Raw genomic sequence first — 14,208 nt, 5'->3', positions numbered from 1 at the left:
ATGAAGAAGTATTTAGCAATAGTAGCAATTGTTTTTATGGTTTCCTGTAAACCAAAAGCAGTTGTAACATCAACAACAGTTACCGAACCGGTTGACGAGATGAAGGCAACTAAAATAATTGACAATCATTACAGCAATAAAAGTGATTTTTCTACATTATATATCAAAGCCAATGCCCGTTATGCCGATGATAAACAAGCCCAAAATGTAACTGCAGAAATTAAAATTAAGAAAGACCAGCAAATTTTAGTAAGCATTCGTTTTATAGGTATTACCATGGCAAAAGCTTCGATAACACCTACATCGGTGAGTTATTACGAAAAAATTAAAGGCACTTATTTTGATGGCGATTTCAGTGCATTAAGTCAGTGGTTAGGAACCGATTTGGATTACAATAAAATTCAAAACATGTTAACAGGAGAGGCTTTGGACGATTTGAACAAAGGAAAATACACTAAAATTCTGTTAGACAATCTCTATCGATTAGACGATTCGAATAATGGAAATACTAAAAAAAGTTATTATTTTAACCCAACTGATTTTAGTGTTAACAAACAAGAAGTAGTACAGGAAGCTGAAAACAGAAGCATTCAAATTGCTTACCCGGAAAGAGTAGCTCATAAAGAAGCTAATTTACCATCATCGGTTGAAATTAAAACGGCTCAGCCTAAAGGAAAATCTGAAATCAATTTGAATTACAATTCGGTTTCCTTTAACGAAGAACTTTCTTTCCCATATAGCATTCCTGATGGTTATAAAAGAATAATAATTAAGTAAATTTGCAAAAAAATATTTTTTAAGATGCCAAAATATCTCCTTAGTCTGTTATTTCTGTGTTTGACCTCTACTATGTGGAGTCAGTCCCAGCAAGAAAAATTAGAACAACGCAAAGCTCAAATTCAAAAAGAGATTAGAGAGAATGAAAAGATGCTGAAAAGTGTCAAGTCAAAGGAAAAATCAGCTATGAATGTTTTTTTGATTCAAAAGAACAAGATTAGACTGAAAGAAAATCTGATTCATACCACCGAAAAGCAAACCCGACTTTTAGGCGATGATATGTATCGTAATCAGCTTAAAATAAACAAGCTCAATAGAGAATTGAAAGTTTTAAAAGAAGATTATGCTAAGAAAATTGTAAATTCATACAAAAGTCGTTCAGAGCAAAGCAGAGCGATGTTTATACTTTCGTCAGAGAATTTTTTACAAGCTTATAAAAGGGTACAATATTTAAAGCAATATACCAGTTTTAGAAAATCCCAGGGAGTGGAAATTAACGCTAAATCGACCGAATTAATTAGTTATAACGAAAAATTAAAGCTTCAAAAAATTGCTAAACAAAAATTGCTTGCCGAAAATCAAAAGGAAAGGGAAGCCCTTGTCAAAGAAAAACAAGAGCAGGAGAAATTAGTCAATTCGATTAAAAAAGATAAAAACAGGATTGTTTCTGAAATTAGAAAAAAACAAAGAGAATCCAGAACTATCGATGCTCAGATTAACCGTTTAATTCGTGAAGCCATTGCCGAAGCGAATAGAAAAGCAGCTGCTGAGCGTGCTAAAGCCGCAGCATTAGCTGCAGCTGAAAGATCAAAGTCTTCTTCCAAATCTTCAGCTACAAAAGAGGTGAAAGAGGTAAAAGAAACCGTTTCCAGAGCTTCAGTTTCTTCTTCAAGAATTGAAATGACTCCAAGTGACAAATTAGTTGCCGACAATTTCAGAGCAAATCGTGGTAATCTCCCTTGGCCAGTAGAAAAAGGATTTATTTCCTTAGGCTATGGCGATCAGCCGCATCCTATTTACAATACGCTAGTGGTGCATAATAGTGGTCTGGAAATTACAACAAATGAAGGAGCCAATGCCAGAGCTGTTTTTGGCGGGGAAGTTGCTAGTGTGATGGTTTTATCTCCGGTAAATAAAGCGGTTATGATTCAGCATGGAGATTATTTTACTATTTATCAAAATCTAAGTTCAGTTTCAGTAAGTAAAGGGGATAAGGTGAGTATTAAACAAAATTTAGGAAGAATACGTACCAATGGCGATACGGGTAAAACAGTAATTAAATTTTTGCTGTTGCAAAATACAACTTATAATAATCCACAAAGCTGGCTGGCAAACTAATTCAGGTTTTCTATAAAAAGCAATATGACTTCCGTTTCTTATACCAATTATTGAGAATGGCACACGGATAAAACTGATTTTAAAAGATTTTCACTGATTGTAATTTACACAAAAAGCTTAAAAAATCCGTTTTTATCTGTTCAATCAGTATAATCTGTGACCTATTTTTCATTTGGTCCGCTTAGCGGACAGTCATAAAAAGCAAAAAGCGAGTCAGAAATTTGATTCGCTTTTTTTTGTGTTTAGAAATGGAGTTTTTTTAAAAATTACTGCTGCTGTTGTTCGGCATAATCCAATTGTTGTTGGTATTCAACAGAGTTTTTTTGTAATTCTACATCGTTGATTTCTTCAAAATGTCTGCCGTCTTCATAACCAATAGAAACACAAACAGAAAGGGTTTGTTTAGAAACTCCTTTAAAAGTTCCTTTTACCGGCGTACAATCTATAAAATTATGTCCTACAGCAAGTTTGACATGGTTGTCCATAGTCCAAATATTATTAGTAGGATCAATACCCAGCCAGCCTTGTTTAGGTGTATAAATTTCGACCCAGGCGTGTGTGGCACCTTCTCCTCTAAGTCCGCTTTCGTTAGGACAAATGTAGCCACTTACATATCGGGAAGGAATACCGGCAGTTCGTAACAATTGCAGTAATACGTTGGCAAAATCCTGACAAACGCCTTTTCGATGTCCTAAGATTTCATCAACGGTAGTCTCGATATTGGTGATTCCTTTGGTATAGGCAAAATGGTTATAAATGTATTTACTGCACTCATAGGCAATTTCGATGATTGATTTATCGGAGCAATCAATTTCTTTTAAAATTGCATCAATTTCGTCTTGTTTTGCAATGGTTTCAGGATAGCAAAGACGCAACAAATAAATATCGTTGTGCAAATTCAAATCGGAAACCTTAGTATGGTCTATTTCGGGTATTTTAAGCGAATGATTCACACGCACCAGCATTCTTGATTCAATCGTCATTTCGGTATGCGATTCCAGTGTATTGAAATTCCCAACCCTGTTGCCATGATAATCGTTGCTTATAGCCACATTAGGATTTTGTGTAATCGAAAGTTGGTATTGCAATACATCCTGATTTTCAAAGTTGTGCGGAAACAAACGAATTTCGTTAATACTTTCTTTGATGGGTAAGTTGTATTGGTATTTTGTAATATGTATAATATTGAAAACTGCCATTGTGTTTATGTGTATGAAAAGAATAATTTAGAGAAATCCATCGAAAATTCATTCAGTTGATCTTTGGTGTTTTTTAATACCTCCTCTAATTGATAGTTACTAAGATGATGGTAATCGGTGTATTCGACATAACTTTTTAATCGTCCAAACTGATTGCGCATTTTGCGGGCTTCCATGAGATTATTATTTTTAAAAACACAGTCTAAATAAGTTTCGATTAGTCCCAAAGTAAATATCACCGAATGAGCAAAATCAGGATTGAAAATCACATGTTGGATTACCTTTCGATTGTGCGGAATATTGCTATAACTTTTTAAATACAATTCGTAACCCGATAAAGACAATAATAATTTTCGCCAATACAATAAATCTTCTTTTCCTTCCAGATTGTATTCAATGGGAGCATAGTACGATTGGGTCATCGAAATGGTTTGCAAACATCTTTCGATATGTTTACCAATGCTTGAAAAACACCAGCCTAAACCTCTGGGCATGGTCACATGAAAGATTCCATTGTAAAGCAAAAAATCTTTATTTAGTTTGGCCAAAATACTAATAGCTTCAGGTGTTTCCAGCCTTTTAGGTAAATCGGCAGCATTGATGTAATGGTACATCGAATTGATGTGTTCCCAAAGTTCCTTGGTAATTTTATCCTGAGAACCTCGGGCATTTTCTCTGGCTTTGGTAATTAAATTTCGAACCGAATTGAGATTTTTGCTGTCGCAAATGACATATTTCAACACAAAATTAGTGTCATGCTGAAATTCGGCAATGTATTCAGGAGGCAAATCGGTATAGTATTTTAATAAGGGTTTGTATCCTTGGTAATCATTAGTCTCCTGGTCAAAAGACATGATGTACAGCGTGTTTAGGGTAAGTAACATCCCATCGGTTCGTTCCATATATCGGTTAAGCCAAAACATTCCGTCGGCTACACGACTCAGCATATTTACTTCCATAGTTATTTCTTTAAAAGTTTAAAAAACAATTTGTGTGCATTTATTTCATAATCCAGGTATCCTTACTTCCGCCGCCTTGGGAGGAATTCACCACTAAGGAACCTTCGGTTAGTGCCACCCGGGTGAGTCCGCCGGGAACTATTTGAACTCCGTTAGGGCCACATAAAGCATAAGGGCGCAAATCAACATGGCGTAGTTTTAGCTCGCCATCAATGTAGCAGGGAACGGTACTCAACTGAATGATAGGTTGGGCAATAAAATTGCGCGGATTATTTAAAATTGCCACTTTGGCTGCTTCCAGTTCTTCTTCGGTTGCTTTATTTCCCATCACCATTCCGTAACCGCCACTTTGGTTGGTTTCCTTAATCACCATGTTTTCCATGTCGGCAAAGACTAATTCTCTTTCTTCCGGATTTTCCATTTGGTAGGTTGGAACGTTCTTTAAAATAGGTTCTTCGTTGAGATAATATTGAATCATTTGTGGCACATAAGCATAAATGGCTTTGTCATCGGCAACACCATTTCCTACTGCGTTTACAAGAGCAACATTCCCCATTTTATAAGCACTTATCAATCCGGGAACGCCCAGTGTACTATCGGGTTTGAATACCAATGGATCTAAATATTCGTCGTCCAATCGTCTATAAATAACATCTACCTGTTGCAAGCCCGAGGTGGTTTTCATATACACTTTGTGATTGTTCACCACAAGATCACGACCTTCTACCAGCGGAATTCCCATTTGCCTTGCTAAAAAAGTATGCTCGTAATAAGCCGAATTATAAACTCCCGGAGTCAATAAAACTACATTGGGATTAGAGATGTTCCTTGGCGAAAGCGAAATTAAAATGTTATGGAAAATCATAGGATAATTGGCCACCATGCTTACATTGTTGGCGCGAAACATTTCCGGGAAAATCCTTTTGGTAATTTCCCTGTTTTCCAGCATATAGCTCACTCCACTGGGACACCTTAGGTTGTCTTCCAGAACATAGAATTCCCCTTTTTCGCCTCTGATTAAATCAATTCCGGCAATGTGCACATGAATGTTGTGCGGTACTTTGATTCCATGAACTTCCGGAATATAATGCGGACAGGAAGCAATTAAGGAAGCCGGTATAATACCTTCTTTGATAATTAATTGCTCGTTGTAAATGTCTTCCAGAAAAAGGTTTAAGGCTTTTAAGCGCTGACTAATTCCGGTTTCCACTTCCAGCCATTCGTTTTTGGTAATTATTCTGGGAATAATATCAAAAGGAAATATTCTTTCGATTCCCTGGTTGTCATCGCTGTAAACCGTAAAAGTAATCCCCTGGTTCATAAAAATATCCGAAGCCTGTTTCTGTTTCACATTCAGCTTATCAATATTTAAACTCTCTAATGTTTGTAATACTTGTTTGTAAGCGTCTCTTACTCCATCCCTGGAAAACATTTCATCCCATCCTCTTGGACTTAAATTTGGTGTTAAATTTACCATTCTATAAATTATTGAAAAATTAATAAAAACCAATTTTGATTATAAAAACATCAGTCTTTAGGCTAATTTAACAATTTTATTGATAAGTATTTGAAAATTTGTTGCGAATAGTGTAATTAATACAGCATTCTTTTTTTGACTATCTGTTTTTTGAGAATTAGTGTTTTTAAATTCTTTTTTTTCGGAATTTTTCAATAACCAAAAATAATGGAACAGCAATGCAACTCCATTAGAAACAAGGAGTTTGGAAAAAGAGTAAAAAGAAATCTGATTAAGAAAGATTTTTTAGCTAAACAAAAAGCTATTTTTTATTTGCAAAAGTAGTTTCCATGGATTTCATCATGCGGTCAGTGGACCAGTTTCCGGACACAATCATGCGTCGGATGGTGAATAAAGGATCAATCGAATCTCTTTTAGTCGAAAGAATATAAGCCATTTTATAACCGCTTTTTTTAATTTCAGGAATGGCTGCTGCGTTCCATAATCCAAAAGGATAAGCAAAATTAGTTATCGGTTTTCCAATGATTTCCTCCAGTTTGGCTTTTGGTTTTACTAATTGGGTGTTCCAGTCGTCGCCGGCATATTTAGTTACCATGTGATGATCCCAGGTATGAGCCGCAATACAATTTCCGGAATCAGAGAGTTCTTTAATATCTTCTTTGTTTAAATAATTCGGTCGGTTGATGGAAACGGTCATCACAAAGAAAACGCCTTTGAAATTGTATTTTTTCATTTCGGCTGCGCCAATGCTGTATTGCTCGCCTCGGGTATCGTCAAAGGTAATCATGACTGGTTTTTCAGGCAATGGCTTGTTATAGACCAAATAATCATACAATTGATTGGGTAAAATGCTGTGGTAACCGGCATTGGCCAAGGCTTTCATTTGCTCGGCAAAGTTGGCCGGTTTTACCGTATAGGTTTTAGTCATTTCACCAGCAGAATCCGTAAAATCTTTGATATTATGATAGCATAAAATAGGTACTTCTTTTCTAGCCAATATAGCCGCAGCATTGTTCATTACTAATTTTTCTTCCTCTTTTGGAGTTGCTTTAGTATCCGGAACAGCAGTTTTGGTTTCAACGGGAGCAGTTGTTTTTTGTTGGCAACTGAACATCAAAAAAAGACCAATTGTACTTAAGAATATCAATTTTTTCATTTTGGAATAGGCTTACAATTATTGAAACTGAATGTAACTTGGTTTGGGCGAAAATTCTAATAATTGTTCCGGAGTGTATATTTTCCAGTCGTTCCAATTGTCATTTTTGTAGAATAATTTAAAACCAGTAAACTGAACCGGTTCTCTGTAAATGTATCTCAAATAAGTAGAACGCTTTAAAACCTGACTACCAAAACCGTCCATGTGCATCACAATCTGAACTTCGGGAACAGTCTTGATGGCTTTGTAATTAGTCACCATACCCTGGGTAAACCGATGTACCACTAATATTTTTGGTGTCAATTTCTTTTCGCGAACAATTCGGGCCAAAATATCAATGGCATCATTGATATCATCGGCAGACATGGTTCCAATTTTTTTGCCGGGAACATGACCACTTTTCATTGAAAACTCAGGATCAATTCCTAAATGAACATTTGGTAAAGCCAGATATTCTTCAAGTTGGCTTACTTCTTCCTTAACCGTGCTGTGTCCCACCTGAATATCTAAAAAAACCAAAGCATTTATAGGTTTTGCCCAGCTTAAAAGCGTATCGATTTGTTTAAAAGGCATTCGCATATTGTATCTGTTGGCTTTTCCCGGCTGACTTTGAGCCGAAACGGCAATATAATGAAAGGCAGGAATGGTGGTTACACTGGAATCGACAGCCTGCCATTTGGCTACTTCTCCCTGTAGTTTTGCTATCATTTCGTCTTTTGGGTATTCGCCCAAAACCCCCATTCTTTTCGAATACAAATTTCCGTAAAAAGCAATAATTCGGTTATAAGGCAACAAAGCTCCTGGCAAAGGATACGGTGCTTTAACAGGCCACATTCCGGTAGTGTCTTTGTTAGCCAAAGCAATCATTCTTTGGTTGTAATCAACGGTGTCAATTGCAGTAATCGGCTTTTTTTCGGGCGAAGTTTTTACAGCAATACTGTCTTTTATACTACTTTCTTCGGTATCGGATTTACTTTTGTTGCAATTACTAAAAAGAGAAAATACAAAAGAACTCACTAAGATTGCTAAGGCATATTTTTTCATAAAAAAGGCATTTGAGGCAGATAAAAAAGAAATACTATTTGGAGGTTTTTAACTAAAATTCAGCATTAGAAAATATGATTATCCGTTTCTTATACCAATCACTAGGCAAACGCACGAGTTTTATTTTTGCCACGAACCTGTCTGCCGACAGGCAGGTTCCACGAATTAGCACAAATATTACTGGTTTTAAAATAAATTACACCAATTTTTTATTTGTCTTTGGCAGATTCGTGGAATATGATGACATTCCAATTTGTGTTATTTCGTGGAATTCGTGGCTGTTTTTTATTTAGTCCGCTAAGCGGACAGTCATATTAGAAAATTAAGGTTTTACTAAAGCAACTTCTTTATTAGTAACCATTTTTTTGCTTTTATTAGTCCAGGAATTAGAAACATAATTCATCACATCGGCTACTTCTTCATCGCTTAAACCCATTGGCGGCATGATGCCATTGTATTTTTTTCCGTTTACCACAATTTCGCCTTTCTGACCGTATTTTATGGCATGAATGCTTTCGGTTCTTTTCTTTTTCAACCAGTCAGAGCCATCCAGTGGCGGAAAAGTGGTTCCGTTTCCTTTTCCGGTTGCTAAATGGCATTGGATACAAAAATCGGTATAGACATCTTTGCCACGAGCCATGCTTTTTTGCAAAGGCGTTTGCTGTTGTTGTTTTATAGATAAATACTCTTTTGTGGAGTCGGTTAAAATTGTTGGATTTGAAAAATACAAACCACCTAAGAGTAACAGGCTTAAGCCAATATTTATTTTAGTAAATAGCATTTTAATTTTATTAAGTTTAATTTATTGAAGCACCACTGTTTCAGTCTTTTCACCGCAGATTGCTTCGCCTGTTCGCTATCGCTTGGATTGCATATTTTTTATGATAATCTGCGAATCTGAGGTAATTTTTTAAATAGTTGAGAAACTCTAATCTGCGGTAATTTAGTTTGGTATAATTTTTAGAATTCCTTTTCCTTCTACGCCCATGTAAATAAATCCATCAGGACCTTGGGTTACATTGCGCAAACGACCAATGTCAGTTGCGATTTTTTGTCGGCCAATGATTTTATCACCGTCTAATTTTACCAATTCCAAATATTGAAATTTAAGCGAACCTACTAATAAATGTCCTTTCCAGTCCGGGTATTTATCACCGCTTACAAAAGTCATTCCGCTTGGTGCAATGGATGGAACCCAATAATAGATAGGATTTTCAATGCCCGGTTTTTGTTGTTCATTACTAATAATGCTGTTGTTGTAATCAATTCCGTAAGTGACTACCGGCCAGCCGTAATTAGCCCCTTTTTTGATAATGTTGATTTCGTCTCCGCCTTGTGGGCCGTGTTCGTGTTCCCAGATTTTCCCGGTAACAGGATTTTTTACTAATCCCTGTGGATTGCGGTGTCCATAAGAGTAAATTGCTTCTTTGGCATTGGCTTGTCCCACAAACGGATTGTCTTTTGGAATACTGCCGTCGTCATTGAGGCGGTAGATTTTTCCGTTGTCACGGCTGATGTCCTGCGGATTCACAAAATGATTGCCGCGTTCTCCTGCCGAAAAATACAAATAACCTTCGTTGTCAAAAACAATTCGCGAACCAAAATGCTGTCCTCTGGTAGTATTAGGCCCGCATTTGTATAAAGATTGGATTTGGGTTAAGCTTTCGTTTTCCAGTTTGGCTCTGATGAGTTGGGTATTGCCGCCTTCACCTTCGCCCTCGGTAGAAGCATAAGTAATGTAAATCCAGCCATTAGTACTGTAATTTGGATGTAAAACAATATCCATCAAACCGCCCTGACCACGGTTGTACACAGCAGGAACATTTTTAACCTCGGTTTTTGTGCCTTTTGTAATATGGTATAAAGTTCCTGATTTTTCGGTCACTAACATCGATCCATCGGGAAGAAAAGCCATTCCCCATGGGTTATTAATACCATCAGCCACCGTTTCTAAGCTGTAATTTTTTGCATCTTCCTGTAGCGGAATAGCATCGTTCGTTTTTAACTGCGCCTCACAGTTGAAAATGAAAAAGGAAAAAAATAATAAGGATAAAGTCTTCATAGTTTTATGGGTTAAACTCGGACTTTAAAGGTAGTGAAAAAGTTGGATAAGAGTGTTTCAGGATTTTGATAACGTTTTTTCGAATTATAATTAAAATAAATAATAATTTACTTTCAACAAGTAATCGTTTATTTTAAAATTAAATTTTAAGTTTATAAAAAAAATGAACTATGATTAATGTTACATGTGCGATAATATTTTTTGAATCTAAAATATTAGTAACTCAACGCAGTGAAAAAATGAAATTGCCTTTAAAATGGGAGTTTCCAGGAGGAAAAGTTGAAGAGGATGAAAATGAAATTGAATGTATTAAAAGAGAAATTAAAGAAGAAATAAATATTGAAATTGATGTTTTGAAAAGACTTTCAAATAGTATTTATGATTATGGAATTTTTAAAATAAAGCTTATCCCTTTTTTAGCAAATTATATTTCAGGAGACATTGTTTTGAGTGAACATACAGATTATAAATTGTTAGATAAATCTGAATTATTGAATTTAGATTGGGCAGAAGCAGATTTGCCAATTGTTGAGGAATTTTTAAAACTTGAATTATGAATCAAGGCTTGTATGAAGAATTAGTTACTAAGCTAATAAGTTATAAAATAAATGAGCTTGATAAAGATAAGTTTCAAGTAAAGAAAACTACAATAGATAAAGCAGAAGCCTCTCAATTGTTATCGCAGCATATTGGTAAAACTATTAAGCATGCTTTCACTTTAATTAAAGGAGAAGATGCTATTGAAACACAAATCGAAATTTCAAATAAAATCATTTTATTTCTAAAAGAAGAACTTAAAAAAGAAGAATTTGAGGATGATTTAATTGAAACAGAGGGAAAAATTTTAAAAGCCGTCTTTAGTAAAGTTGATTCTCATTTTACAGATTTAGATTTGCATTTAAGTGAGATTACTCCTTATACAAGATTAATTCATAGTGAACTTTTTACTGGCGGAAATTCAGGAACAACTTTAGAAAGTGAATTAAGAAAAGAAATATTGTCATCAGATAGAATTGATTTATTGGTTTCTTTCATTAAATGGAAAGGAATTCGAATTCTCGAACGTGAGCTTCGAGAATTTACAGAAAGAGGTGGGAAATTAAGAGTAATTACAACTACATATATTGGAGCCACAGATTCCAAAGCAGTTGAGTTTTTGGCTTCTTTAGAAAACACAGAGGTAAAAGTTTCTTATAATACAGGTAATGAAAGATTGCATGCAAAAGCTTATTTATTCGAAAGAAACACAGGCTTTCACACTGCTTACATTGGTTCGTCTAATTTTTCTCGTTCAGCATTAACAGATGGTTTAGAGTGGAACTTGAAAGTAACAACCAAAGAAGTTAGTCACATTATTGATAAATTTAAGAAAACATTTGAAGCGTATTGGCAAAATACAGATTTTGAATTATATGACCAAAATATTCACTCTGAAAAATTAGTAGATGCCCTAAAACAAGGGGGTTTTTCAAAAGAGAATACTTTTACTACAGCCTATTTTGACATAAAACCTTATTCTTATCAAAATGAAATTCTTGAAAAATTAGAAGTTGAAAGAACAGTTCATAATAGATATAGAAATCTTTTAGTTGCAGCTACTGGAACAGGAAAAACGGTAATTTCTGCATTCGATTATAAAAAATTTAAGAGTAATAACAAATCATCAAAATTACTTTTTATTGCACATAGGAAAGAGATTTTAGAGCAATCCTTATCAAAGTTTAGAGGAGTTTTAAAACATAATGATTTTGGGCAATTATGGGTGGATGGTATTGAGCCAACAAACAATGAACATGTTTTTGCTTCAATTCAGACTTTAAAAAATAGATTAAAAGGAATAAAACTTTCACCAGATTATTATGATTTCATAATTATTGACGAAGCACATCATCAGAAAGCGTTTAGCTATCGTCCTATTCTAGATTATTTTAAACCAAAAGTATTACTTGGTTTGACCGCTACACCTGAAAGAATGGATAATAAGAATATATTAGAAGATTTTTGTAATAGAATAGCAGCTGAAATTAGATTGCCTGAAGCAATGAACAAAGGTTTACTATGTCCATTTCAATATTTTGGTATTTCTGATAGTATAGATTTAAAAAATATAAGTTGGGCAAACGGAAAGTATTTAGCAAGTGAATTAACTAACGTCTATACTACAAATGACGTACGAGTTGGTGAAATAATTAACAGTTTAAATAAGTATACAAATGATATTCATGATGTTTGTGCAATTGGATTTTGCGTTTCAATCAAGCATGCAGAATATATGACCGAAAAGTTTAATCTAGCAAAATTAAATGCAAAGTATTTGACTTCAGATAATAATAAGGAAAGAGAAATTATTAGAAATGAATTTAAAAATAAAAAAATCAATTATTTATTTGTTGTTGACATTTTTAATGAAGGAATTGACATTCCTGAAATTGATACTGTCTTGTTTTTAAGACCTACAGAAAGCTTAACAATATTTCTTCAACAACTTGGAAGAGGATTACGTTTATTAGAAGGAAAAGAGTGTTTGACTGTATTGGATTTTGTTGGAAATTCAAGACCTGAATATGATTTTGAAAGTAAATTCAGAGCGTTAATTGGAAAAACTACAACTTCAGTTCAAAAAGAAATAGAAGATGATTTTCCACATTTACCATTGGGATGTTCTATTGTATTAGAGAAAAAGGCAAAAGAAACAATTTTAGAAAATATCCGAAAAGCAACATCTCTAAATGTGACTCAATTGATAAATAAAATTAGAGGCTTTAGCGAACAAACTAAATTGCCTTTAACATTAAATAATTTCATAGAGTTAAACCATATTTCAATTGAAACAATTTATTCGAAAAAAGAAACTTGGTCAAGATTGTGTCAAAGAGCTGGTATAATTGAAGATTTTAATAACATTAATGAGAAACAAATTTATTCTGCTATAAGTAATAAATGGCTCTCTACAAACTCAGCTAGTTATTTTAATTTTATTCTTAAACTAGCTAAACAAGGATTTGACATTAATATAAGTGATTTTAATATTAATGAAAAAACGATGTTGCTAATGTTGCATTATGACATTTGGCAAAATGCTGGTGGTTATAAGTCGTTAGAAGAAAGTATTAGAACTATTGGAAAGAATAAAATTTTGGTTGATGAAATTATTGAGGTATTAGAAATATTAATCGACAAAATTGATTTTAAAGAAATAGATATTCAATTGCCTTATAGCCAACCTTTGAAATTACATGCTAGATATACAAGAGATCAAATTTTAGTTGCATTCAGAATGTCAACATTTGAAAAAAAATCATCAAATGCTATAGGAGTTGGAGTAGCAGAAAATAAAGAATTAAATACAGAAATATTATTTATAGATTTAATTAAATCAGAAGAAGATTACTCGCCAACTACTTTATACAATGACTTTGCAATAAGTGAAACGTTATTCCATTGGCAGTCACAGAATCAAACTAGAGATGATAAAGGAAAAGGCTTGACTTATATAAATCATAAAGAATTGGGAAAAAATATACTTTTATTTATCAGGGAAAAATCAAAAAATGAGTTTGGAAATACAATGGGGTATGTTTTTATAGGAGAAGGAAATTTTAAAGAAAATGAAGGTTCAAAACCAATGAGTATTAAATGGGAACTTAATGAACCGATACCAAACTATCTTTGGAAAGAATGTGCTAAAATGTCAATTGACTAATTAAAAGAAAATTCTATCTCTGAATTCTAGCCCTGACCGAAGCGAAACTCCTTATGCGGGAGGCCTGTGATTTTTTCTTGTGCTAAAAGAGCGACTGAAAGAAGCTCCTTTTTGGTGCTTAGAAAAATCCGGGACTCCAAATAAGAGTGAAGCGAAGGGCAGGAAGTAGCTTCTTATAAAAATAGTTCTCGATACTTTACAAAGTTTTTTTGTCGCAATATTTTTCTTTTTTGCTTGATCAAAAAAGAAACAAAAAAATCAAGTCTTACGCTTCCTCGTCGGTCAAATTAGTTTTCGAATGCTAAAAGAAAAGAACTCTCCGCCGCGGCGGATCAGACAGCTTTTCTTTTTACGCATTCTTTAAACATTTGACGCTCGACTGCGAAAGCTAAGGACGGTAAAAGCGTAAAATAAGAACGGGTATTTTATTGTGATAACATCCTATAATCTTTTGAAAAAATTTCATAGGAAATCGTTGTAGTTTTCGGATACA

At 34.2% G+C, this 14,208-nt stretch carries 11 protein-coding genes; 4 read left to right on the top strand and 7 right to left on the bottom strand.

Features of this window, described 5'->3' with window-relative positions; all coding sequences use genetic code 11:
• Together BIW12_RS06335 and BIW12_RS06330 are read left to right on the top strand one after the other, a co-directional pair.
• Positions 1–777, top strand: coding sequence for a DUF4292 domain-containing protein (locus tag BIW12_RS06335; protein WP_071184325.1), 777 nt, complete (start codon positions 1–3; stop codon positions 775–777).
• Between the two features lie 24 nt (positions 778–801).
• Positions 802–2,115: a murein hydrolase activator EnvC family protein gene (locus BIW12_RS06330; RefSeq protein WP_071184324.1), complete on the top strand. Its 1,314-nt coding sequence runs from the start codon at positions 802–804 to the stop codon at positions 2,113–2,115.
• Positions 2,116–2,381: 266 nt separating this feature from the next.
• Here BIW12_RS06330 and BIW12_RS06325 read toward each other — a convergent pair whose 3' ends face one another.
• The 7 genes from BIW12_RS06325 to BIW12_RS06295 all read right to left on the bottom strand — a co-directional run bounded on the left by BIW12_RS06325 (position 2,382) and on the right by BIW12_RS06295 (position 10,012).
• Positions 2,382–3,314, bottom strand: a complete 933-nt coding sequence (locus BIW12_RS06325; RefSeq protein ID WP_071184323.1) for a transglutaminase family protein — start codon at positions 3,312–3,314, stop codon at positions 2,382–2,384.
• A 5-nt stretch (positions 3,315–3,319) separates the two neighbouring features.
• Positions 3,320–4,273, bottom strand: coding sequence for an alpha-E domain-containing protein (locus BIW12_RS06320; RefSeq protein WP_083382059.1), 954 nt, complete (start codon positions 4,271–4,273; stop codon positions 3,320–3,322).
• 40 nt (positions 4,274–4,313) lie between these two features.
• Positions 4,314–5,750 carry a circularly permuted type 2 ATP-grasp protein gene (locus BIW12_RS06315; protein ID WP_071184322.1) on the bottom strand — a complete coding sequence of 479 codons (1,437 nt, stop codon included), beginning with the start codon at positions 5,748–5,750 and terminating at the stop codon, positions 4,314–4,316.
• Positions 5,751–6,051: 301 nt separating this feature from the next.
• Entirely contained in the window at positions 6,052–6,906 is an 855-nt protein-coding gene (locus BIW12_RS06310) for a polysaccharide deacetylase family protein (protein ID WP_071184321.1), read from the bottom strand.
• An 18-nt stretch (positions 6,907–6,924) separates the two neighbouring features.
• Positions 6,925–7,950 (bottom strand): hypothetical protein, encoded by a 1,026-nt coding sequence (locus BIW12_RS06305; protein WP_071184320.1) that lies wholly within the window; start codon positions 7,948–7,950, stop codon positions 6,925–6,927.
• A gap of 322 nt (positions 7,951–8,272) precedes the next feature.
• Positions 8,273–8,731, bottom strand: coding sequence for a c-type cytochrome (locus tag BIW12_RS06300; protein WP_071184319.1), 459 nt, complete (start codon positions 8,729–8,731; stop codon positions 8,273–8,275).
• Positions 8,732–8,893: 162 nt separating this feature from the next.
• Positions 8,894–10,012 carry a PQQ-dependent sugar dehydrogenase gene (locus BIW12_RS06295; RefSeq protein WP_071184318.1) on the bottom strand — a complete coding sequence of 373 codons (1,119 nt, stop codon included), beginning with the start codon at positions 10,010–10,012 and terminating at the stop codon, positions 8,894–8,896.
• Positions 10,013–10,182: 170 nt separating this feature from the next.
• On the opposite strand from BIW12_RS06295, the gene BIW12_RS06290 reads away from it, so the two are divergent.
• Entirely contained in the window at positions 10,183–10,569 is a 387-nt protein-coding gene (locus BIW12_RS06290) for a (deoxy)nucleoside triphosphate pyrophosphohydrolase (RefSeq protein WP_071184317.1), read from the top strand.
• Positions 10,566–13,715 carry a DEAD/DEAH box helicase gene (locus tag BIW12_RS06285; protein ID WP_071184316.1) on the top strand — a complete coding sequence of 1,050 codons (3,150 nt, stop codon included), beginning with the start codon at positions 10,566–10,568 and terminating at the stop codon, positions 13,713–13,715. Before BIW12_RS06290 ends, BIW12_RS06285 begins: the two co-directional genes overlap by 4 nt.
• The last annotated feature ends 493 nt before the right edge of the window (positions 13,716–14,208 follow it).

It is taken from the genome of Flavobacterium commune (assembly GCF_001857965.1).
Classification (GTDB): Bacteria; Bacteroidota; Bacteroidia; order Flavobacteriales; family Flavobacteriaceae; genus Flavobacterium; species Flavobacterium commune.
Note: the sequence above shows the minus strand (reverse complement) of the source record. Positions and strands in the feature narration are given on the sequence as shown.

Bases quoted from the DNA above. Each gene is read 5' to 3' on its own strand.
- BIW12_RS06310 (WP_071184321.1), bottom strand. From the start codon at position 6,906: ATGAAAAAATTGATATTCTTAAGTACAATTGGTCTTTTTTTGATGTTC.
- BIW12_RS06305 (WP_071184320.1), bottom strand. From the start codon at position 7,950: ATGAAAAAATATGCCTTAGCAATCTTAGTGAGTTCTTTTGTATTTTCT.
- BIW12_RS06295 (WP_071184318.1), bottom strand. From the start codon at position 10,012: ATGAAGACTTTATCCTTATTATTTTTTTCCTTTTTCATTTTCAACTGT.
- BIW12_RS06285 (WP_071184316.1), top strand. From the start codon at position 10,566: ATGAATCAAGGCTTGTATGAAGAATTAGTTACTAAGCTAATAAGTTAT.
- BIW12_RS06330 (WP_071184324.1), top strand. From the start codon at position 802: ATGCCAAAATATCTCCTTAGTCTGTTATTTCTGTGTTTGACCTCTACT.
- BIW12_RS06325 (WP_071184323.1), bottom strand. From the start codon at position 3,314: ATGGCAGTTTTCAATATTATACATATTACAAAATACCAATACAACTTA.
- BIW12_RS06335 (WP_071184325.1), top strand. From the start codon at position 1: ATGAAGAAGTATTTAGCAATAGTAGCAATTGTTTTTATGGTTTCCTGT.
- BIW12_RS06300 (WP_071184319.1), bottom strand. From the start codon at position 8,731: ATGCTATTTACTAAAATAAATATTGGCTTAAGCCTGTTACTCTTAGGT.
- BIW12_RS06320 (WP_083382059.1), bottom strand. From the start codon at position 4,273: ATGGAAGTAAATATGCTGAGTCGTGTAGCCGACGGAATGTTTTGGCTT.
- BIW12_RS06315 (WP_071184322.1), bottom strand. From the start codon at position 5,750: ATGGTAAATTTAACACCAAATTTAAGTCCAAGAGGATGGGATGAAATG.
- BIW12_RS06290 (WP_071184317.1), top strand. From the start codon at position 10,183: ATGATTAATGTTACATGTGCGATAATATTTTTTGAATCTAAAATATTA.